Below are 21,227 nucleotides of genomic sequence, written 5' to 3' on the forward strand. Positions count from 1 at the left end.
TCATACAGGAGCTGGATCGCATGCCCGCGGCAGGCGGGCCGAACCGCGGTTCGGCTGACGGCACAAGATGATAGGAACAGGTGAGGCGCGGTGAGCACGACGATTTCGGCCAAGGACTCGCTGGTGGCGCGCATCACCCGCCACAGGGATGATCTGTCTCCGACCGAGAGGCGGCTCGCCGAATTCTTGATCGATTTCCCGGGCAATCTGCCTGCTTATACGGCAACCGAGCTTGCCGATGCCGCACGGGTCTCCAATGCGGCGGTGACCCGTTTTTTTCACCGGCTCGGGTATGACAGCTATAACGACGCGCGGCGGCAGGTGCGGCTGGAGCAGAAGGCCGGCTCGCCGCTGATGCTGCTGAGCGGCGAGAGCCATGCCAGCGACACGCTGCGCGCCCACCTCGAACTCAGCGTCCAGAACCTGTCCGAGACCTACGGCGGATTGTCCGACGAGATGATCGACCGGATCGCGCGAGCCATGCTCGCGGCAAAGCGGGTCTGGTTCGTGGGCTTCCGCAACAATCAGTCCTTCGCGGCCTATCTGCGCTGGCAGGTCTTCCGCGTCATCGAGACCAGCATCCTGCTGCCGGTTGCGGGGGAGACCATCGCCGAATATGCGGTAACCCTGAACAAGGGCGACGTCCTCATCGTCTTCGCCCTGCGGCGTTCGACGCCCGCCTCCTCCCACCTGATCACCCGGGCAGTGGAGGCCGGCGCGCAGGTCCTGTGCGTGGTGGACTCGGCCACGGAGAACCCGGGCCCGGCCACATGGCTCATCACCTGCCAGGCGCGGGCGGCCGGCCCGCTGGACAACCATGTGGCGGTGATCGGGCTTTCGCATTTTCTGGCGACCCGCGTCCTCGAACTCAGCGGCCGCGAAGGCCGGCGCCGCATGGCCGCGATCGAGGCAGCCCACGATGCCTTCGACGAGGAGCCCTAGGGCATTTGAAAGGCAGAAGGCCGGAGAAGGTCCACATGGCCTGACATGGCATCAACATGGCGCCCAACGCACACCAGAACCAGGCGTAGAAATGCTGCCAAGGGCGGACATTCACCTGGATAGAGCCGACAGGAGCACGAGATGCTCCCCCGTGTTCATTGCGGAGGCAGCCCCGGCGGTGATCGAAGCGCCTCAACCAGGCGCATGGCGCGTCGGAATACCGTGATGGCCGAACCGATCGCAATGATCCAGAGCGCCGCTGTCAGCACGTCATCTCGGCCTTTCCAGAGGGGCTCCAACAGACTGAGGAGGCCCGCCGCCGTGATTGTCGCCATGCGATGCTGCTTGGCCAATGGTCCGGAAAAGTCGGCGGCCGCGCCGCAAGCACGACCAAGTTCCCGCGTATAGGCGGTCAGAATGGCAAGAGCTGCCGCTGCCCAGCCGAGCCCGGGCATGCCAATGCCGTATCCCGCACCCACGAAGATCGCGAGATCCGCAATGCGATCGGGAAACTCATTCCAGAAGGCGCCATCGCGCGATTGCTTGCCGCCCTCGATCGCCACCATCCCGTCGAAAAGATTGCAGAGCAGCCGCAATTGGCAAAAGAGCGCCGCTGCAATTAACAGGGGAATGCGCAGCCAGCCATCCGCGAGGCCCGCCCCCCAGAACGACGCTCCGGCAAGCACACCCATCGCGATGCTCGCGATGGAGATCTGGTTCGGGGTGATGCCGGCGGAGGTCAGCCGGCGTGCGGCGGCACGTGCCCAGCCCGTGTTGCGGCTTGCAAGGGGACGGCGATCGCTTCCAGTCGTCATGGCTCGCGTTTCCGTCGCTCAGGTGTCGGGGTCGCCCCACGCAGAGAGTACCGCGTGCAGATTTATGAAACCGACCACCAGAAGCGCGTGATGTGAAAGAAGATCGGGGCGGAGAAAAGCACGGAATCAAGCCGGTCGAGAAAACCGCCGTGACCCGCGATGAGGTGACCCCAATCCTTGACGCCGCGGTCGCGCTTGATCGCCGACATGACGAGGCCGCCGAAGAAGCCCATGACGACAATCACGAACGAGATTCCCGCGGCTTCGATCGGGGAGAACGGCGTTATCCAGAAGAGGGCTGCACCGACCGCGGTTGCGCTCAGCGCGCCCCCAAGGAACCCCTCCAGCGTCTTTGATGGTGAGAGCTTCGGAGCGATCTTCCTGCGGCCGATCAGCTTGCCCCAGACATATTGCAGCACGTCGCTCGACTGGACGACGATAACCAGGAAGGCGATGAGCATCACATTGCGTCCGCCGAAGCCGGCAATGTCGAGGCTGAGCAGGGCCGGCACGTGGGAGGTACAGAAGACGCAGATCATCAGTGCCCACTGGGTCTCCGCGATGCGCGCGAGAAAATGGTCTGTGTCGCCACGCCATGCGGCAACGATGGGCATCAACAGGAAGGCATAGACCGGAATGAAGATGGCGTAGAGGCCGTACCAGTCGATCCAGATCAGATAGTATTGAACCGGCAGGATGATGAAGAAGGCGATCGCAAGAGCCCAGTGATCGGCCCGGCGGGTGTCGGTCAGCGTGATGAATTCGCGCAACGCAGCGAAGGAGCAGAGGGCGAAGAACACGATTACGCCGGCTCTTCCGGTGGCCAGAGCGATCCCCATCAGGATGACCATCATCCACCAGGAACGGACGCGGTCATTCAGGTTTTCAATGACACTGTTGGACCCGTCGGCGGAAAAACGCCGTTTCAGCGCATAGCCGATGACTGACGCGACGCCGAGACAACCGAGGAGCCCGGCAAGGACCGTCACGAGTTCTGAGGGAGGCATTGTCACGTCAGGGGTGCTTTCGCGGACAGGGCCAACAGGGCGGCTTCGGCCCGGGCAAGGAAGGCCGTCTTGGTCTCGCCGTCGCCAATTCGCAGCGGAGGCCCGAACGTGACGGTGCAGATGAGTGGGATGGGAATGACCTCGCCTTTCGGCAGAACACGGTTGAGGTTGTCGATCCAGGTGGGAACGAGGCTGACGTCGGGGCGCGCTCGGGCGAGATGATAGAGCCCGCTCTTGAACGGCAAAAGAGGCGCGTCGCTCAGATTGCGTGTGCCTTCCGGGAAAAGAATGAGCGAACTGCCGTCGTCGAGGGCCTGCACCATCTGCGTGATGGGATTTTCCGATTGCGTGAGCCGGTCGCGGGCAATGAGAACGGCATTGAACACGTCGCAGCCGATGAAACGCCGGATGGCGGATTTGAGCCAGTAGTCGGCACCCGCGACCGGTCGCGTCCGCGCCCGCATCCGGGTCGGCAGAACCGCCCAGATGAGCACGAAGTCTCCATGACTGGCGTGGTTGGCGAAATAGATCCGCTGTTCGTCGATGGGCGCCACGCCTTCCCATTTGGCGCGAACGGCGGTTATGGCGTGGGCGAACAGAAGGACGACCGCGCCGGCCACTCTCGCGAGGGCGCGGTTCGCCGTCGCGCCTTGCGGACGCTTCGGCGCTGTCAGGTCGGGCGCTGATTCTGCCACGGGCGCATCTTCCGCAGTCATGTCATCAACGCTGTTCTATCGCAGTGGAGGTCTCTCTCCACGGTGCGGCCGATCGCTCCTCCCGCATGCTCTTCGATCCGATCGACTGGGTCACACCTTTTCGGGTCATCGGGCGACCGGCCGGTCAATGGCGTGTAACGACGGAGGGAACGTCCCCGACATCGCCCCGAGCTTCTGCGTAGTCCATGGTGATCTTTCGAGACCATCGCATTCGCGACGTTCTCCCGGACCAGCTGGTTCAAGCATCGCCGGCTGTGCTGGAGCCCGTCGGCACCACCATGCCGGCCGCAATCGCGGAACCGGGAACCGCCTGCCAGCGGATCAGGGCCTCGCGCCCCGCCAGCGTGAGGCCGTAGATGCCGCGATCCACGCGGGCAAACCAGCCATAGACATTGTCCAGAAGGATTTTTCCGGCGTTGGGCGCGAACGCACGCAGATCGCGCGGGCGTTTGGGGGTCTCCGCCATGGCCAGGGCACAGGCGAGCGCCTGCTGTCGATAGGCGGTCATGATGGGTGTACGAGAGCCGCCCCCCACCGCCGGATCGCCCAGCCGGCGCCGGTGCTCCTCCACGAGCCGCGACCTGCGGCGCGGATCCTTGCGCGGCATGGGAGACGTGGGGCTGACGAGGACCGTCACCTCGCCCCCAGACGAAACGCCGAGCATGCCGAAGCCGAGGCGCCGACACAGGTTGCGGAAGCGCGCGTCGCTTTCCCGTCCGTTTCCGCGCACCGATGTGCGCGCTGCGAGCCAGACCTCGTCACAGGCGGAGGCACGGTCCACGGCCTGAAGGACGAGCTCCAGATTGAAGCTGAGCTTCAATTCCCCAATGACCACGATCGGGATTCCGTCTCCCGCGAGCGCAACCAGGTCGCAGCCGCCGACCTCGCCTTTGACGGCAAAGCCGAGGCCTTCCAGAAACGCCTTCACGGGCAGATAAAGGGATGTCTCCAGGATCCGCCTCCGTCAGGCCGGCCTGTGCCGGGCGGGGCCGGGAGGGCGGACCTCCGGATTGGTGGCGATCCAGATGATGTGGCGCGCCCCTCCGCGCCCGCCATTGGCCCTCACGCGCGCCTCTTCGACGCCGAACCCGGCCTTGCGAACCCGCTGGGTGAAATTCCGGTCCGGCCTCGACGACCAGACGGCCAGCACGCCGCCGGGCCGCAGCGCGGCCCTGGCCATGTTGAGGCCGGCACTATCGTAAAGCTGGTCGTTGGCCGCGCGTGTCAGCCCCTCGGGTCCGTTGTCGACATCAAGCAGGATCGCGTCGAAAGTCGCCCGGCCGGCACGGATCAGGCCGACCACATCCTCTTCGCGGATGCTGACACGCGGATCGGTCAGGCAACCCGCGAAAATCCCGGCCATGGGCCCCCGCGCCCATGCGACCACCGCCGGCACCAGTTCCGCCACGGTGACACGGGCATCGGGCCCGAGTTCGGCGAGCGCCGCGCGAAGGGTGAAACCCATTCCCAGCCCACCGATCAGCACATGCGGCCTGGGGCGGTCCCGAAGTCTAGCGCAGACCATCGTGGCGAGCGCCTCTTCAGACCCGCTGAGACGGCTGTTCATCAGCTCGATGGACCCGGCCATGATCGAGAATTCCGCGCCGCGCTGCATCAGGCGGAGGCGGCCGCCGCCATCGGGCACGTCCGCGGTGTCGAGCTGCGACCAGGGGATCACGGGTCACTCTTCGGTTGAGGATCGCATTTTGCGAGCGGCCTTATATAGGCCAAACCTCCGTCCCCTCGCTACCGGCCAGCAGACGACCACGTGCCCCCGCGCGATGAGAAGGCTCGTGTCTCAAGTTGAGGGCAAGGCAGATCTGCCGATAGCGGACATTCGGCCTGGCGCCTTGATCTCAGCCGTTGACCGCATGTTTCAATTCAACAGCTTGCACCGAATTCCCAATCTGGATGTCGCGGGTTCGTTTCCCATCGTTCGGTCCGGGCGATCCCGCAGGCCAGCCGTGCGTCAGTCGTCCGCGACGTCGCCGGAATCGGGAAGGGTGGCTTGCAGCCGTTCCGCCGCTTCCTTGAGGTTCGGCACCAGAGCCCGCGCCTTCTCCAGCGAGAAGCGCGGCAAAGGCCCATGGCAGGCCACCGCTGCCACCACCGTGCCGCGCCGGTCCTTCACCGGGACGGCAATGGCGACGAGGCCCTCCAGAAACTCCTGATCGTCCGTGCTGTAGCCATTCTTCGCGATGCGCTCCAGCTCGGCGTCGAGCGCCTCGACGGTGGTGATGGTGTTCGGCGTCTGCGCCTTCAGGTGCAGCGTTTCCAGAATGCGCCGGCGCTGCACGGGGCGCATGGCGGAGAGGAACAGCTTGCCGGAGGCGGTGCAATGCATGGGCACCCGCGAGCCCACCTCCAGATGCAGGCGCAGCGGCCAGGCCGCTTCCACGCGGTCGAGATAGATCGCTTCCGAGCCCACGCGGGTGACGAAATTGCAGGTCTCGCCCGCCACGTCCACCAGCGCTTCGAGGATGCCGCGCCGCTCGGTGCTCACCGAATTGCGCAGCATGTCGAAGCCCATGCGCAGGAAGCGCGGACCCACCGCAAAGCGCCGGCCGTCCGGCTCGCGCAGCAGATAGGATTCCGCCTCCAGCTTCTGGCACAGGCGATGGACGGTGGGCTTGGGCAGCGAGAGCCGCACGCACAGCTCGGGCACGCCGAGGGGCGTTTCGGAGCGGGCGATCTCGCCCAGAAGATCGAGCGCGCGGAGCATGGCCGAGGCGTTGTCCCGCTCCTCGGGCTTCTCCGGCTTCTCCACGCTCTCCAGCTGCTGCTTCGCTGCCTTGGCCATCTGAATCGCCAGCCTCTCGCTGCGTGCAGCCTTAGCGGCTGGCGGCGGGGTGTCAAACGGAACGCAGGTGCACACAGCGCCCCTCGCACTGCACAACATAAATCTCATTAAATGAGACGTTTCAGTTCAAAAAATGCATTGACTCATCTCATCCCTTCGTCGCATCGTCCGTTTCGCAGAGAGGAAACTGCCAATGCAAGGCGAGGAAAACTTCGACTTCGTCGTCATCGGCGCCGGGTCGTCGGGGTGTGTTCTGGCCAATCGGCTGAGCGAAGACGGCAAGAGCCGCGTCGCCCTGCTGGAAGCCGGACCGAAGGACACGAACCCCTGGATTCACGTGCCCATCGGCTACGGGAAGACCATGTGGAATGATCGCCTCAACTGGCGCTTCCACACCGAGCCGGAACCCACCATGGGCGACCGGCGCATCTACTGGCCCCGCGGCCGCGTGCTCGGCGGGTGCTCTTCCATCAACGGCCTCATCGTCATCCGCGGTCAGCAGGAGGATTACGACGGCTGGGCGGCGCGCGGCGCCACCGGCTGGGGCTTCGAGGATGTGCTGCCCTATTTCCGCAAGCTGGAGGACAACCCTGCCTTCGCCGGTGATCCGCTCCACGGCACCGATGGCCCTGTGCGCATCAGCTCCATCCCGCGCAAGCACGAGCTGATCGAGGTCATCAAGGAGACCGGACGCAAGCTCGGCGTGCCGGAGACGGCGGATTTCAACGGCGCCCGGCAGGAAGGCGTCGGCTACTACCAGCTGACCACCCGCAGCGGCTTCCGCATGAGCGCGGCAAAGGCCTATCTTGCCCCTGCCAAGGGCCGCGCCAATCTCTCCATCCTCACCGAGACGCAGGCCCGCCGGGTGCTGTTCGAGAACGGCCGCGCCGTGGGCGTGGAGGTGAGCGTCGCCGGCCGGGTGAAGGTCATCCGGGCGCGGCGGGGGGTGGTGCTGTCGGCGGGCGCGGTGCAATCGCCGCACCTCCTCATGCTCTCGGGCATCGGGCCGGCGGAGCACCTCAAGGCCAACGGCATCGGCGTACATGTGGACAGTCCCGGCGTCGGCGGCAATCTGCAGGACCACCTCCAGCTGCGCCTGCTCTATCGCTGCACCAAGCCCATCACCACCAACGATGCGCTGAACTCCCTGTTCGGTCGCCTCAGGATGGGGCTGGAATATCTCCTGTTCCGCGGCGGCCCGCTGGCCATCGGCATCAACCAGGGCGGCCTGTTCACGCGGGTGCTGCCGGAATCGAAAACCCCGGACATCCAGTTCCACATCGGCACCCTCTCGGCGGACATGGCCGGCGGCAAGGTGCATGACTATTCCGGCTTCACCCTCTCGGTGTGCCAGCTCAGGCCGGAAAGCACGGGCTGGGTGCGGCTCGGCTCGGGCGATCCGCTCCAGCCGCCAAAGATCACCGCCAATTATCTGGCCACCGACACCGACCGGCGCTGCGCCGTCGCCGCCATGACATTCGCCCGCAAGCTCGCCGCCACCGAGCCGCTGAAGAGCTATGTAGCGGAAGAGAAGATGCCCGGCCCGGGCGTCACCGACGACGAGGGCCTGCTCGCCTTCGCCCGCGAATATGGCGCCACCATCTTCCACCCCGCCGGCACCTGCCGGATGGGCCCCGACGCCGACCGCGATGCGGTGGTGGACCCGCGCCTACGGGTCCGTGGCGTCGACGGCCTGTGGGTGGTGGATTGCTCCGTGATGCCGAGCCTCGTGTCCGGCAACACCAATATTCCCGCGATCATGATCGGAGAAAAAGCCGCCGACATGATCCGCGAGGACGTGATGAACAACAGGAATGGGCGAGACAACGCCCCAAATCAAATCAATGACGGGAGGACACAACAATGGCTGGGCAAGCAGGAGCTTCAAGTCGCGAGCTGAGGCGCGTGGTCGGCGCCAGCGTCATCGGCGCGACCATCGAGTGGTATGACTTCTTCCTGTACGGCATCGTCGCCGGCATCGTATTCAACAAGCTGTTCTTTCCGGGCGACGACCCGGTCGTCTCCATCCTGCTCGCCTATACCACCTTCGCGGTGGGCTTCGTGGCGCGGCCGGTGGGCGGGCTCATCTTCGGCCATTTCGGCGACAAGCTGGGCCGCAAGAGCATGCTCATCATCACGCTGATGATCATGGGCGTGGCGACGGTGGCCATCGGCCTTTTGCCCACCTATGCGCAGATCGGCGTCGCCGCGCCCATCCTGCTGCTGCTCCTGCGCATCGCCCAGGGCATCGGTATCGGCGGCGAGTGGGGCGGCGCGGTGCTGATGGCGTATGAATACGCGCCGGAGGACAAGCGCGGCTTCTTCGCCTCCATCCCGCAGATCGGCCTTGCGCTCGGCCTGTGCCTCGCTTCGGGCGTCACCGCCATCGTCTCCATGCTGCCGGACGAGCAGTTCATGGCCTGGGGCTGGCGCGTGGGCTTCATCGGCTCCATCGTGCTCATCATCGTCGGCATGTACATCCGGCTGAAGGTGCAGGAGACGCCGGAATTCGAGCAGGTGAAGGCGGCCAACAAGGCGGAGGCCATCCCCTTCTTCACCATGCTCAGGGAGTATCCGCGCAACGTGCTGCTGGGCATGGGCGTGCGCTATATCGACGGCGTGTTCTTCAACGTCTTCGCGGTGTTCTCAATCGTCTATCTCGCGAACTACGTGAAGGTGCCCCGCACGACCGCGCTCTGGCTGGTGACGCTCGCGGCGTTCGTGATGGTGTTCACCATCCCCATGTTCGGCAAGCTGTCCGACAAGTGGGGCCGCCCGCGCACCTATGCGATCGGCTCGGCGCTGCTGGCGCTGGTGGCATATCCGGCCTTCTGGCTGTTCTCCACCGGCTCCCTGCCGCTGATCGCCCTCGGCATCGTGTTCCCGTTCGGCGTGCTCTACGCCATGTGCTACGGGCCTGAAGCCGCGCTGTTCTCGGACCTGTTCGACGCCCGGGTGCGCTACACCGGCATATCGTTCGTCTACCAGTTCTCCGGCATCGTCGCGAGCGGCATCACCCCCATCATCGCCACCTATCTGCTCGCCCGCGGCGACGGACAGCCCTGGCAGGTGTGCGCCTACGTGGTGTTCGCGGCGCTGGTCTCCATGCTCTCGGCGCTGGCGATCCGGGTACCGGCCCCCGGCACCCAGTTATCGAAGGCCACGCGCGCCTCGACCGAAACGGTACGCCAGCCAGCGCGCTGACGGGTTTCCGATCCGGAGGCGGCGCGCGGCCGCCGCCTCCCTCCCCCCGAATTGCAAGATCTCCAAGGTTCCAAGAGGATTTTTTCGTCATGAAGATGACCACCGAAGAGGCGTTCATCAAAGTCCTGCAGGCGCACGGCATCAACGAGGCGTTCGGCATCATCGGCTCGGCCATGATGCCGGTGTCCGACCTCTTCCCCAAGGCCGGCATCCGCTTCTGGGATTGCGCCCACGAGACCAATGCGGGCCTGATCTGCGACGGCTACACCCGCGCCACCGGCCGCATGGCCATGGCCATCGCCCAGAACGGACCGGGCGTGACGGGCTTCGTCACCGCCATGAAGACCGCCTACTGGAACCACACCCCCATGCTGCTGGTGACGCCGCAGGCGGCCAACAAGACCATCGGGCAGGGCGGGTTCCAGGAAGTCTCCCAGATGGCCATGTTCCAGGACATGGTCTGCTACCAGGAGGAGGTGCGCGACCCCTCCCGCGTGGCCGAAGTGCTCAACCGCGTGATCGAGAAGGCCTGGCGCGCCTGCGCCCCGGCGCAGATCAACGTGCCCCGTGATTTCTGGACCCAGGTGATCGACATCGAGCTGCCGCAGATCGTGCGCCTCGAGCGTCCCGCCGGCGGCCGCAACGCCATCGCCGAGGCCGCGCAAATCCTGTCCGAGGCGAAGTTCCCGGTGATCCTCAACGGCGCGGGCGTCGTCATCGGCAATGCCATCGGCGAGGCCATGACACTGGCCGAGCGGCTCGATGCGCCCGTGTGCGCCGGCTACCAGCACAACGACGCCGCCCCCGGCAGCCATCCCCTCGCCGTCGGCCCGCTCGGCTACAACGGCTCCAAGGCCGCCATGGAGCTGATCGCACAGGCTGACGTGGTGCTGGCGCTCGGCACCCGGCTCAACCCCTTCTCCACTTTGCCCGGCTACGGCATCGACTACTGGCCGAAGCAGGCGAAGATCATCCAGGTGGACATCAACCCGGACCGCATCGGCCTCACCAAGAAGATCACCGTGGGCATCTGCGGCGACGCCAAGGAAGTGGCCGGCCAGCTGCTCGGCCAGCTCGCCCCCGGCGCCGGCGATGCCGGACGGGCGGAGCGCCGCGCGCTGATCCACCAGACGCGCTCGCGCTGGCTCCAGCAGCTCGCCTCCATGGACCACGAGGACGACGATCCCGGCACCCGCTGGAACGAAGACGCCCGCGCCCGCGACGCCGGCCGTATGTCGCCCCGTCAGGCGTGGCGGGCGATCCAGTCGGCGCTGCCGAAGGACGTCATCATGTCCACGGACATCGGCAACAACTGCGCCATCGGCAATGCCTATCCGAGCTTCGAGATCGGGCGGAAATATCTCGCGCCCGGCATGTTCGGTCCGTGCGGCTACGCCTTCCCGGCCATCATCGGCGCGAAGATCGGCTGCCCGGACGTGCCGGTGTTCGGCTTTGCCGGCGACGGCGCCTTCGGCATCTCCATCAACGAGATGACCTCCATCGGCCGCGAGGAATGGCCGCCGGTGACCATGGTGGTGTTCCGCAATTTCCAGTGGGGCGCCGAGAAGCGCAACACGACGCTCTGGTACGACAACAACTTCGTCGGCACCGAGCTGGACCCCAAGCTCTCCTACGCGAAGATCGCCGAGGGCTGCGGCTTCAAGGGGGTGCGCGTGGACACGCCGGAGAGCCTCAGGGAGGCCATCCACACCGCCGCCGAGGAGCAGAAGAAGGGCATCACCACCTTCATCGAGGTGGTGCTGAACCAGGAGCTCGGCGAGCCCTTCCGCCGGGATGCCATGAAGAAGCCGGTGCCGGTGGCCGGTATCGCCCGCGCCGACATGCGCGAGCAGATCGCGCGCTGACCGAGATCCGGGCGGGGACGGCTCGTCAGCAGGTCCCGCCCGGCCATTTCTGCCCCAGAGCGCGATCCAAGCGGATCGCTCTCTGACGTTTGGAACGAGAACGCGTTATCCGATCTGATTGCGATGCAATCAGATCGGCGCGTGCTCTAGCCCGAGATGCAGGCCATGCTCGCCCTCGACCGGATCATCGACGCCGCGCGTGCCGCCCCCCGCAGCATCGTCCTGCCCGAGGGGAGCGACCCGCGCATTGCCGCCGGCGCCCGTCGCGCCGCGCGGGAAGGGATCGCCCGGCCGATCCTCCTCGGTGCCCGCGAGGAGGTGATGGCGGCCCTCGATGGTGATGTGCGGGGCATCGCCATCGAGGATCCCGCCACATCGCCGCGTTTCCAGGCCTATGCAGAGGCGCTGCACCTCCTGCGCCACGCCAAGGGCATGGACCTCGCCGCCGCCCGCCGGCGCATGCGCGAGCCGCTCGCCTTCGCCGCCATGATGGTGCATCAGGGGGATGCCGACGGCACGGTCGGCGGCGCGGTGGCCACCACCGCTGAAACGGTGCGCGCCGCGCTCCAGATCATCGGCCTCGCGCCGGGGGCGAAGATCGTCTCCAGCTTCTTCCTCATGATCCTGTGCGAGGACTATCACGAGCAGAAGGGGGCCTATGTGTTCTCCGACTGCGGCCTCGTCATCGATCCCGACGCGGCGGAACTCGCGGACATCGCCCGTGCCGCCGCCCATTCCTACACCGCCATGACCGGCGAGGCGCCCCGCGTGGCCATGCTCTCTTTCTCCACCAACGGCAGCGCCCGGCACCAGCGGGTGGACAAGGTGGTGGAGGCGGTGCGCCTCGTGCGGCAGGCGGAGCCGGATCTGGTGATCGAGGGGGAATTGCAGTTCGACGCCGCCTTCGTCGCCACGGTCGGCGCGGCCAAGACGGCGCCGGGATCGAAGATCCGGGGGGATGCGAACGTGTTCGTCTTCCCCAATCTTGATGCCGCCAATATCGGCTACAAGATCGCCCAGCGCATCGGCGGGGCGAAGGCCATCGGGCCGGTGCTTCAGGGGCTGGCGAAACCCGCCAACGATCTCTCGCGCGGCTGCTCGCAGGACGACGTGTTCCACATGATCGCGCTCACCTGCGCCCAGGCCGGACGCACGCTCCCGGTCGCGATGTCTGGAAAGATTGAGGGCGTCTGGCAGAACTCACGGCCCGCCGCAGCCAGCCTCGGTGAGACGCGGGCCGGCTGAAAGGGTGGATCAGTTGCCCATCTGGAGCATGGACTCGGACGCCGCATAGGCCTCGCCCCACTGGGCGAGCGTCTTGGAGACGGCCGACAGCGAGATCGGCTGCCCGGCCGCGCGCGGTGCCGCAGCCGCGAAAAGCGCTGCCACCAGCACGAGCGGCAGGAAGACCTTTCGCAGTTCGTCTTGGGTGTTCATCTGGGTCACGAGCGTGGTTTCAAGCGCCCAGTATATCCCCAGCTGCATCCCTCGCCAAATGCGGCGCAACATCGCGCTCTGCTGCATCGCACAATGGCGGAAAAAATCGAGCGGCGCCAAGCCGTAAGGTGGCGCCACCCCTTCCACTTGACGCCACGTCAGCTTCCGGGCTTGCCGTGCACGTTGGGCAGGAACAGGTCCTTCCAGCTCTGCGCCGTGGCGGCGATCATGCCGGTGCGGGTCATGAAATCCGCATATTTCTGGATCGCCTGCGGCGTGGTGGTGAAGGTCACCTGCGGGTCGTTCAGGATGCCCTCGATAAGCGCCACTTCGCTGCCGTCGGCGGCGAGGCGAACATAGTCCCGTGCGGCAGCCGACTTGTCGCGGTTGATGATGGCGATGGCCTCTTCGAGCGCTGCGAAGAAGGCGGCATAGATTTTCGGATTGTCATTGGCGAAGCGGGTGGTGGTCCACACCACGTTGAAGGTGGAAGGCTGGCCCAGCACATCGAAGGTGTTGAGCACCGTGTGCACGCCGGGCTTCCTGAGTTCCAGTTCCTGGATCGGCGCGGCGGTGAAATGGGCCGTCACCTCATTGCCGGCCAAGAGCGCCGCCATGCCATCGGGATGGGAGAGCGTGACGGTCAACTTGTCGAGGTCGTTGCGGTGGTCCGGACCCAGCTCCTTCTCCGCCGCCATCTGCAGGAACATGGCCTGCACCGACACCTTCACCGCCGGCAGGGCAATCTTGTCCTTCGCGGTGAAGTCCTTCAGCGAGCGCACATTGGGATTGGACGTATTGAGCAGCAGCGGCATGGAATTCATGGCCGCCGCCGCCTTGATCGGATTCGCGCTATCCTTGGTCTTGGCCCACAGCAGCACCAGAGGCGGCACGCCGCCGGCGGCGAACTGGATGGCGCCGGACAGCAGGGCATCATTCATCGCCGCGCCACCGGCGAGCTTGATGTAGCGGGTTTTCAGGTTCGGCACGCCACGCGCCGCCGCCTCCTTTTCCAGCAGGCCACGGTCTTCCATGATCATCAGCGGCAGATGGCCGAGGCTCGGCTGGCGGGCGATGGTCACGTTGTCCACTTCCGCCACCGCAGCTGACGTCATTGCGGCGAGCATCACGAGCGCGCCCGCCAGCTTCCGTTTGAATGCGATCATCCTTGAGCCCTCCGTCTGCGTTTCCTCACCCGTCTTAAGGGCGTCGCCGGGTCTGATGCCCGGATTGGGTCTTGGGCGGCTTCAAGTTCAGCCGCGACGGATCACCGGAGCGGGGACGCCCTCGATCATCACGTTGATCGCTGCGGGAAGCCCGCTCGCGTGGGCCTCGGCGAGGGCATCCGGCAGGTCGGCGGCGTCGGTGACGAGGGCGCCATATCCGCCCAGCGCCCGCACCACCTCGTCATAGCGAGTGGGGAGCAGGTCGCAGTAGCGGGTCCGCCCGGCGCCATAGGTGCGCAGCTGGATCTGGTGCTCGGCGTTCCAGCGGGCGTCGTTTCCGATGACCGCGATGAAGGGCGCCCCAACGCGTAGGGCGGTGTCGAACTCCGCCATGTGGAAGCCGAAGGTGCCGTCCCCCATCACCGCCACCACCGGCGCCTCCGGCCGCGCGAGCCGGGCCGCGATGGCGAAGGGAATGGAGGCGCCGATGGTGCCGGACACGCCGTTGATGATGCGGTTCTGCGTCTTGACGATGGCTTGCGGCCACTGGCCGATCTCGCCGCCGTCGCACACCAGCGTCCCGTCGGGATGGCCGGCGAGGAAATCGCGCACCGCGACGCACAGCTCCACCGGATGGATACGACCCGAGGCAGCCCGCGCATTCGCCCAGGCCGCCGGCAGAAAGGCCAGCGCCTCCCGCGCCCGCGCCAGCCAGGATGCACGGGCCGCTGTGGCGGCGGGCGGGGATACGGCGAGGGCGGCGAGCACCCTGCCGGCCTCTCGTTCCACGCGCTCCACAAGGAGCGGACCTTTCGCCTTGGCGGCACGCGCCAGAAGGTCCGGGTCCGGGTCCACCACCGCGAAACGGCAGGACGTCGCCACCGCGGGCGGCGCGCCGAACTTGAGGGTGAAATCCAGCGCCTTGCCAAGCAGCACCACGAGATCCGCCTCGGCCAGAAGCTCGGCAAAAGCGCCAAGGCCGGGATCGTTCACCCCGCGCGGGCTCTCCATACCGATCACCGGAACGCCCGTGGCGGCTTCCAGCCGCGCCATGGCGCCCCGCCCGCGCGGCGTGCACAAGGCGGGACCGCACAGGATGAGCGGCCGGTCCGCGCTCTCAAGCAGCGCCGCGAGGCGCCCTGCGATGACCTGCGCGTCCGGCGTGGCGGTCGGCTCTCCAATCGTCACGGCCGGCTCCGGCGCGATCAGCCGCTGCTCCAGAAGATCCACCGGCAGCGCGAGATGAACGGGGCCGGGCCGCCCCTCCCGCGCGATGCGAATGGCCCGGGCGATGTCGGTGCCGAGCGCTTCGGCGCTCTCCACCATCCACGAGGCCTTGGTCATGGGCCGCGCGACGGCCGCCTGATCCATCTCCTGAAAGGCGCCGCGGCCCAATTCGCCGATGCCCGCCTGGCCGGACAGCAGAAGCACCGGGGATTCCGCCCCGAGGGCCGTGAACAAGGCGGCCGCGCCGTTGGATAGGCCCTGCCCGCCGGTGACGAGCGCCACGCCGATCTCACCGGTCAGGCGCGCATGGGCATCCGCCATGTGCACCGCCGCCGCTTCCTGGCGCACGTGCACAAGGGCGATGTCGGTCTCCAGCAGCGCATCATAGATGGGCATGATGTGGTTGCCGGACAGGGAAAAGATCCGCTTAACCCCATGCGCCTCAAGCGCGCGGACAACGAGGTCCGCACCGCGCGGGGCGAGGTCCCGCTGCACGTTGGGGGGCACGGCGGCATTGGGTGCGGGGCTCATGCGACGTCCTTCAGCAGGCTCTGGCCGGGCGCGACGCGGGTGAAGGCCACCGCGGCCGTGGAGATGTCGAGGCGGCCCGCCGCCTGCCGCACCAGCGTGTAGCGCGAGGTATCAAGGTCCGACGTCTCGGGGAAGTCCTCGCGGAAATGGGCGCCCCGGCTGTCCTCGCGGGCAAGCGCTGCGGCAGTGATGGCCTGGCTGACCAGCACCAGATTTTCGAGATTCAGCCGGTCCATCCAGGTGAGGTTGTAGCGGCGGTCGCCATCCGGCGCGCCGGCGCGGGAGACGGCATCGCCGAGGGCACCCAGCGTCTCCTGGGCGCGCTTCAGCCCCTGCGCCGTGCGCAGGATGCCCACGTCGTTCCACATGGCTTCGTAGAGCGCCTCGCGGATGGCGGGCAGGTCCCGCGCGTCGCGGCCCAGCGGAGAAAAGGCGCGCTCCAGCGCGTGTTCCATGGCCGCCGGGTCAGGATCGGCCAAGGTACGCCCGCGCTCCACCTCCCGCGCCATGGCATCACCCGCAATGCCGCCGAACACGGTGGAGTTGGCGACGCCGTTGCCGCCGAGGCGGTTGGCGCCGTGCACGCCGCCCGTATCCTCGCCGGCCGCGTAGAGACGGGGCATGGCGGTGCCGCAATTGCCGCCGAACACCACGCCGCCCATCATGTAGTGGGCGGTCGGGATCACCTCCACCCGCCCTCCGGCGAGGTCGAAGCCGCAATCGGCGCAGCGCTCCACCATGCCCTTGAAGGTCTTGCGCACATGATCGGGGCCGAGATGCCCCATCTCGATGTGCACGCCGCCATGGGCGGTGGCATAGCCGTCGCGGATGCGGCGCATGATGGAGCGGCTGACGATGTCGCGGGTGGCCCGCTCGCCGCGCGGGTCATAAAGGTGCATGAACCGCGAACCGGTGCGGTCGGTGAGCCAGCCGCCGGCGCCGCGCAGCCCCTCCTCCAGCACGGTGCCCGTCATGCGCGTGCCGGGGCCGGCGAGGAGGCCGGTGGGGTGAAACTGCACCATCTCCATGTCGCGCAGGGCGAGGCCGGCACGCAGGGCCATGGCGAGCCCGTCGCAGGACTTGTCGCCGGAAGGGGTGTGGTACTTGTACATGGTCGGGCCGCCGCCGGTGGCGAGCAGCACCGCGCGCGCCTTGACCAGCACCGGAACGCCGGTGCGCATGTCCAGCATGAGCACCCCGGCGAGGCCGGAGCCGTCCGCGGCGGGGATGAGGTCGAGGGCGCGATGGTCCTCCATGCGGTTCACGTCACGCCGCCACACCTGTTCCATGAGGCGGTTGATGATCTCGATGCCGGTGAGGTCGCCCTTGTGCACCGTGCGGTCGAAGGTCTGGCCGGCGAAGGCCTTCTGGTGGACGCTGCCATCCGGGTTGCGGTCGAAGAAGCAGCCGAGTTCCGTCTCCAGCTCGCGGATGCGCACCTGCGCCTCGGTCACCAGCGTCCAGGCGAGGTCCTGGTCGTTGAGCCACTTGCCGCCTTCCACCGTGTCCATGAAATGGCGCTCGACACTGTCGCCGGGGGCAAGAGCCACGTTGTAGCCGCCCTGCACCATGCGCGTGCAGCCGCATTTGCCAATGAGGCCCTTCACCGCCACCGTCACGTCGAGGTCGGGCGCCGCCTTCTTGGTGTGGAGCGCGGCGAACAGGCCGGCTCCACCCGAGCCGAGGATGAGGACGTCCGTCTCGCGGACCGCGACCGAGGGAGTCATTCGGAGGCTCCGATGCCGGCGAGCACAGCGTCGCGGCGACTGGCGACATCCGCCTGCACTTGGGCGAAGAGCGAGCCGCCGTGGGCGTCCATACCCACCAGCAGTGGCCCGAAATCACGGATGCGGAATTTCCAGAGGCTCTCGGGGTGGAGATCGTCCATGTCCACGTCCTCGATCTCCTCGATCCACGTGGTCTCCAGCGCTGCCGCGCCGCCGACGATGGCGAGATAGGCGCCGCCCAGATCGCGGAAGGCCTCCAGCGTCGCCGGACCCATGCCGCCCTTTCCGACGATGAGGCGCACCCCTTCGCGCTCCATGAGCGGGCGGGTGAAGCGCTCCATGCGCATGGAGGTGGTGGTGCCGATGCAGAAGGGGGTGTAGCCGGCGGGCGCGGCGGGGGATTTCTCCACCCGGTGCACGTTGGGCGCGGTGTGGATCACCGCATGGCCCTTGAGATCGAGCCGCGTGGTGCGGCCGCGGTCGAACATGTGGATCTGCGTGGCGTCGCGGATGCCGAACAGGGTGCGCTGGAGCGTCACCGTATCGCCGACCTTCAGGGCGCGGACCTGATCGGCATCAACCGGCATTTCAAGGACATGGTGGGCCATCGGGGCGCTCCGGATCAGCTGAAGGCGATGCCGCCGGGGGTGAAGGTGGCCCGCGCGCGGCGGGCGGAATGGCACTGGATGTTCACCGCCACCGGGTTCTGGGTGATGTGGGTGGCGGCCACTTCCACATGAACGGCGAAGGCCGTAGACCGCCCGCCGAGGCCCTGCGGCCCGATGCCCAGCTCGTTCACCGCGCGGGACAGCTCGGCCTCGATCTTCGCGCCTTCGGCATCCTCGCACACCGTGCGCAGGGGCCGCGTGGCGGCGATCTTCGCGAGGTGCATGCACAGGTCCGAGGTGCCGCCGATGCCGACGCCGACGATGGTGGGCGGGCACACCCGGCCGCCCAGCTCGATCACCCGGTCCACCACGAAGCGCTTCACGGCTGTGATGCCGTCCGAGGGCAGCAGCATCTTGAGGAACGAGCCGTTTTCCGAGCCCGAGCCCTTGGGGATCATCTCGATGGAGACGGTCTCCTCCCGGTCGTCGAAGTCGATATGGATCACCGGCACGCGGATGCCGCAGGAATTCTGGTCGTTCTTGCGGGTGATGGGATGCACCACCGACGAGCGCAGGGAGTTTTCCTTGGTCGAGCGCGCCGCGCCGCGACGCACCGCCGCCTTCAGCCCGGCCCCGTCGAAGGCCACGTTGCGGCCGATGGTGATGTTGTAGATGGGAATGCCCGTGTCCTGGCACAGGATGTTGCGGGTGCGCTCGGCGACCTTGATGTTCTCCACCATGGTGCCGAGGATGGCCTGGCCGGTCGCGTCCGTCTCCGTGCGCTGGAGTTCCGAGAAGCCGGCCTTGATGTCTGGCGGCAGCAATTGGAGCGCGCGCAGATAGAGGTCGGCGCAGATCTTTTCGACTTCGTCGAGGTTGAGGTCCATGGGGTGCTCCTAGAAGACCAGCGCCAGACCCGAGAGCAGGATCATCAGCGACAGCATCTGCTTGAATGCCTTCTCGTTCAGTCGGCCGTAGATCTGGAGGCCGAGCACGGCGCCGATGGCGAGCGGCGGCAAGGCGAGGATGATGAGCAGCCAGGAGCGCCCGTCGATGCCCACCACCCCCACGGCTGCCAGCGTCACCACATGCGCGAACAGGATGAAGGGCTGGTACACCCCGCGCGCCACCTCCTTCGGCCAGCCGCGCAGCTGGGTCCAGATGGTGGGAACGACCCCCGAATAGCCGCCGAGGCCGCCGAGGATGCCGCCCACGAAGCCGATGCCCGCATTGGCCCACCGGCCGCCTCCGCCGATCACCGGAAGGCGCGGGGCGAGGAGCGCGTAGAGGGCATAGGCCGCCATACCGAGGCCCAAGGCGAGCTTCAGCGGGGCGGGGTTCACCGCCGTGAGCACCAGCACCCCGAGCGGCACCCCCACCAGCGCACCGACGAGGAAGGGCGCAAGACGCACACCGTCGATGGACCGGCGGATGGGCCAGACCAGCGTGAGATGCAGGATGCTGCCGCAGGCGACGATCAGAGCGGTGGTCTGGATCGGATCGAGCGCGTGCAGCCAGATGGCGGAGGCGGCGAGGGCGAAGGCAAACCCTGCCCCGCCCGCCGCCAGCGCACCCAGAAAGGCGCCGGCCCAGAGAATGGAAAGGGTCGCGAGCGGAATGCCGAGCATGCTCACCACCCGCTCAGCAGGAAGAGCAGCCCCACGGCGAGCCCTGTCGCGATGGCACCCGCCACCACCCCGGCGGTGTGGCCACGGAAGGAGAACCACTCGATGGCCAGCACCCGGAGGCCGAGGGCCATGTGCACGGCAAGGGCGCTCACGAGGCCCCATTCGGCGATCTTCACCAGCGGGCTGTGGGTGACGGTCAGGAAGCTCTCGAGCGCGTTGGCGCCCGAGAGTGCGGTGCCCAGCGCGATGAAGTGCATGGGCAGGAACACTGCCAACGCCACGCCCGACAGGCGATGGAGCAGCGCCGCGATGAAGCCCGGCTTCAGGTGGGCGGCCTCACGCAGGCCGGGGCGGGTCGTGGAGGTGAGGGTGGACGGCTTCACGGCACCATTCCTCCCGGCTGGTAGACGGCCAGCGCAGCACGCAGCCCCAGCACGACGATGACGGCCGAGAAGGCGAGCATGGCCATGTCGAGGGAGCGGGAACGCCAGCCGGTCCATTCGCGGATCACGCTGCGCAGGCCGATGGGGGCGTGAATGGCGGCGGCGCAGACGAACACACAGTAGAACGCGAGGAACCAGCCGTTGCCGGCCGTGCGCGACAGGATTTCCGCCGCGCTGAGCCCGCCGCGAACGGCGTGCACCATGGTGGCGAGGTGCACCGCCACCGCGAGCGCCAGCACCGCGGCCGTGCCGCGCTGGGCCATGTAGAGAAGGGGATTCATGACTTCACCAGCAGCGCGAGGAGCCGGCCGAGGGGCGAGGGCGCGGTGGCGCGCTTGAGGCCGGCGATGGCGTAGGTGGGCGCCAGATCCTTGGGGCAGAACTCGGTGCAGCTCATGTGGCTGTGGCAGGAGTGACAGCCCACGTCCCCGGACACGGCGGCGAGCCGCGCCGCATTGCCCCGGTCGCGCTCGTCATTCACTAGCGTCCAGGCGCGATTGAGGGCGGCGGGGCCGAGATAGTCCTTGTTCCAGGCCACCACGTCGCAGGCGGAATAGCACACGCCGCAATTGATGCATTCGACGCCGGCATCGGCGGCTCTCCGCTTCGGGCTGTCGGGCCGCACCGGCGCGAAATCCGCCGGCGGGGCCTCGCCCGGCTCGAAGGCGCCGTTGGCGTCGCGCCATTTCTCGAAGAAGGGGACCATGTCGACGGTCAGATCCTTCACGATCGGCAGGTTACGCAGGGGCTCCAGCACCAGAATGTCGCCGTCCAGAGCCTCGGAAACCCGGGTGCGGCAGGTCCAGCGCGGCCGCCCGTTCACCACCATCGCGCAGGAGCCGCACATGCCGACCCGGCAGGCGAAGCGATAGGAGAGCGTCGGGTCCTGCGCGCGCTGGATCTCCGTCACCACGTCGAGAACGGTCTGGCTGGCGCGGCGCAGCACCGCAAAGTCCTCGAAGGCGCCGTCGGCCTGGCCGCGCCACACGCGGACGCGCAGGGTCTCCTCGGCCGGCGCTGCCGCCGGCCGCCCGTTCTGGCTCGTGCTCGTCATGTCGTTCGTCCTGAAGGCTTCTTGAGACGCCGCAGGCTGCCGCCCGCGACGGGAAGG

Annotated in this window: 21 protein-coding genes; 5 read left to right on the plus strand and 16 right to left on the minus strand. The window is 67.3% G+C overall.

Features of this window, described 5'->3' with window-relative positions; all coding sequences use genetic code 11:
* Positions 1–123: 123 nt before the first annotated feature.
* Positions 124–942, plus strand: a complete 819-nt coding sequence (locus A37E_RS0103720) for a MurR/RpiR family transcriptional regulator (protein WP_197022925.1) — start codon at positions 124–126, stop codon at positions 940–942.
* A 155-nt stretch (positions 943–1,097) separates the two neighbouring features.
* On the opposite strand, the gene A37E_RS0103725 is transcribed toward A37E_RS0103720, so the two are convergent.
* The 6 genes from A37E_RS0103725 to A37E_RS0103750 all read right to left on the minus strand — a co-directional run bounded on the left by A37E_RS0103725 (position 1,098) and on the right by A37E_RS0103750 (position 6,280).
* Positions 1,098–1,757 carry a CDP-alcohol phosphatidyltransferase family protein gene (locus A37E_RS0103725; RefSeq protein WP_029555369.1) on the minus strand — a complete coding sequence of 220 codons (660 nt, stop codon included), beginning with the start codon at positions 1,755–1,757 and terminating at the stop codon, positions 1,098–1,100.
* A 62-nt stretch (positions 1,758–1,819) separates the two neighbouring features.
* Positions 1,820–2,770 (minus strand): phosphatidate cytidylyltransferase, encoded by a 951-nt coding sequence (locus A37E_RS0103730; protein WP_029555370.1) that lies wholly within the window; start codon positions 2,768–2,770, stop codon positions 1,820–1,822.
* The gene (locus tag A37E_RS0103735) at positions 2,767–3,480 is read right to left on the minus strand and encodes a lysophospholipid acyltransferase family protein (RefSeq protein ID WP_081837436.1); all 714 of its coding nucleotides are present in this window, start codon (positions 3,478–3,480) and stop codon (positions 2,767–2,769) included. Before A37E_RS0103735 ends, A37E_RS0103730 begins: the two co-directional genes overlap by 4 nt.
* 238 nt (positions 3,481–3,718) lie before the next feature.
* Complete coding sequence (locus A37E_RS0103740; protein ID WP_051678761.1) at positions 3,719–4,432, minus strand: DUF2161 family putative PD-(D/E)XK-type phosphodiesterase; 714 nt, start codon at positions 4,430–4,432, stop codon at positions 3,719–3,721.
* 12 nt (positions 4,433–4,444) lie between these two features.
* Positions 4,445–5,158, minus strand: a complete 714-nt coding sequence (locus A37E_RS0103745) for a spermidine synthase (RefSeq protein ID WP_029555373.1) — start codon at positions 5,156–5,158, stop codon at positions 4,445–4,447.
* Between the two features lie 291 nt (positions 5,159–5,449).
* On the minus strand, positions 5,450–6,280 hold the full coding sequence (locus tag A37E_RS0103750; RefSeq protein ID WP_081837437.1) for an IclR family transcriptional regulator: 831 nt from the start codon (positions 6,278–6,280) through the stop codon (positions 5,450–5,452).
* Positions 6,281–6,473: 193 nt separating this feature from the next.
* Here A37E_RS0103750 and A37E_RS0103755 point away from each other — a divergent pair, with 193 nt between their 5' ends.
* The 4 genes from A37E_RS0103755 to pta all read left to right on the plus strand — a co-directional run bounded on the left by A37E_RS0103755 (position 6,474) and on the right by pta (position 12,594).
* Positions 6,474–8,180, plus strand: a complete 1,707-nt coding sequence (locus A37E_RS0103755) for a GMC family oxidoreductase N-terminal domain-containing protein (RefSeq protein WP_081837438.1) — start codon at positions 6,474–6,476, stop codon at positions 8,178–8,180.
* Entirely contained in the window at positions 8,144–9,484 is a 1,341-nt protein-coding gene (locus A37E_RS0103760) for an MFS transporter (RefSeq protein WP_029555376.1), read from the plus strand. The genes A37E_RS0103755 and A37E_RS0103760 overlap by 37 nt, the downstream gene beginning before the upstream one ends.
* A gap of 89 nt (positions 9,485–9,573) precedes the next feature.
* A complete protein-coding gene (gene xsc / locus A37E_RS0103765; protein WP_029555377.1) occupies positions 9,574–11,349 on the plus strand; it encodes a sulfoacetaldehyde acetyltransferase in 1,776 nt (591 codons plus the stop codon).
* 165 nt (positions 11,350–11,514) lie between these two features.
* The gene (pta, locus tag A37E_RS0103770) at positions 11,515–12,594 is read left to right on the plus strand and encodes a phosphate acetyltransferase (protein WP_081837780.1); all 1,080 of its coding nucleotides are present in this window, start codon (positions 11,515–11,517) and stop codon (positions 12,592–12,594) included.
* A 9-nt stretch (positions 12,595–12,603) separates the two neighbouring features.
* Here the strand turns inward: pta and A37E_RS0103775 are convergent, their stop codons facing one another.
* The 10 genes from A37E_RS0103775 to A37E_RS0103820 all read right to left on the minus strand — a co-directional run bounded on the left by A37E_RS0103775 (position 12,604) and on the right by A37E_RS0103820 (position 21,170).
* Complete coding sequence (locus A37E_RS0103775; protein WP_156026233.1) at positions 12,604–12,906, minus strand: hypothetical protein; 303 nt, start codon at positions 12,904–12,906, stop codon at positions 12,604–12,606.
* Positions 12,907–12,944: 38 nt separating this feature from the next.
* The gene (locus tag A37E_RS0103780; protein WP_029555380.1) at positions 12,945–13,952 is read right to left on the minus strand and encodes an ABC transporter substrate-binding protein; all 1,008 of its coding nucleotides are present in this window, start codon (positions 13,950–13,952) and stop codon (positions 12,945–12,947) included.
* Positions 13,953–14,039: 87 nt separating this feature from the next.
* Complete coding sequence (locus A37E_RS0103785; protein WP_051678762.1) at positions 14,040–15,710, minus strand: thiamine pyrophosphate-binding protein; 1,671 nt, start codon at positions 15,708–15,710, stop codon at positions 14,040–14,042.
* Entirely contained in the window at positions 15,707–17,437 is a 1,731-nt protein-coding gene (locus A37E_RS0103790) for an FAD-binding protein (protein ID WP_029555382.1), read from the minus strand. The genes A37E_RS0103785 and A37E_RS0103790 overlap by 4 nt, the downstream gene beginning before the upstream one ends.
* Positions 17,434–18,045 carry a fumarate hydratase C-terminal domain-containing protein gene (locus tag A37E_RS0103795; RefSeq protein ID WP_029555383.1) on the minus strand — a complete coding sequence of 204 codons (612 nt, stop codon included), beginning with the start codon at positions 18,043–18,045 and terminating at the stop codon, positions 17,434–17,436. Before A37E_RS0103795 ends, A37E_RS0103790 begins: the two co-directional genes overlap by 4 nt.
* A 14-nt stretch (positions 18,046–18,059) precedes the next feature.
* On the minus strand, positions 18,060–18,932 hold the full coding sequence (locus A37E_RS0103800) for a fumarate hydratase (RefSeq protein ID WP_029555384.1): 873 nt from the start codon (positions 18,930–18,932) through the stop codon (positions 18,060–18,062).
* A 9-nt stretch (positions 18,933–18,941) separates the two neighbouring features.
* Positions 18,942–19,673: a TSUP family transporter gene (locus A37E_RS0103805; RefSeq protein WP_029555385.1), complete on the minus strand. Its 732-nt coding sequence runs from the start codon at positions 19,671–19,673 to the stop codon at positions 18,942–18,944.
* 2 nt (positions 19,674–19,675) lie between these two features.
* Complete coding sequence (locus A37E_RS0103810; RefSeq protein WP_038192512.1) at positions 19,676–20,056, minus strand: succinate dehydrogenase; 381 nt, start codon at positions 20,054–20,056, stop codon at positions 19,676–19,678.
* Complete coding sequence (locus tag A37E_RS0103815; RefSeq protein WP_029555387.1) at positions 20,053–20,397, minus strand: succinate dehydrogenase; 345 nt, start codon at positions 20,395–20,397, stop codon at positions 20,053–20,055. Before A37E_RS0103815 ends, A37E_RS0103810 begins: the two co-directional genes overlap by 4 nt.
* The gene (locus A37E_RS0103820) at positions 20,394–21,170 is read right to left on the minus strand and encodes a succinate dehydrogenase/fumarate reductase iron-sulfur subunit (RefSeq protein ID WP_038192516.1); all 777 of its coding nucleotides are present in this window, start codon (positions 21,168–21,170) and stop codon (positions 20,394–20,396) included. Before A37E_RS0103820 ends, A37E_RS0103815 begins: the two co-directional genes overlap by 4 nt.
* Positions 21,171–21,227 lie beyond the last annotated feature (57 nt).

This window comes from Xanthobacter sp. 91 (genome assembly GCF_000702385.1).
In the GTDB taxonomy this organism is placed as follows: Bacteria; Pseudomonadota; Alphaproteobacteria; order Rhizobiales; family Xanthobacteraceae; genus Xanthobacter; species Xanthobacter aminoxidans.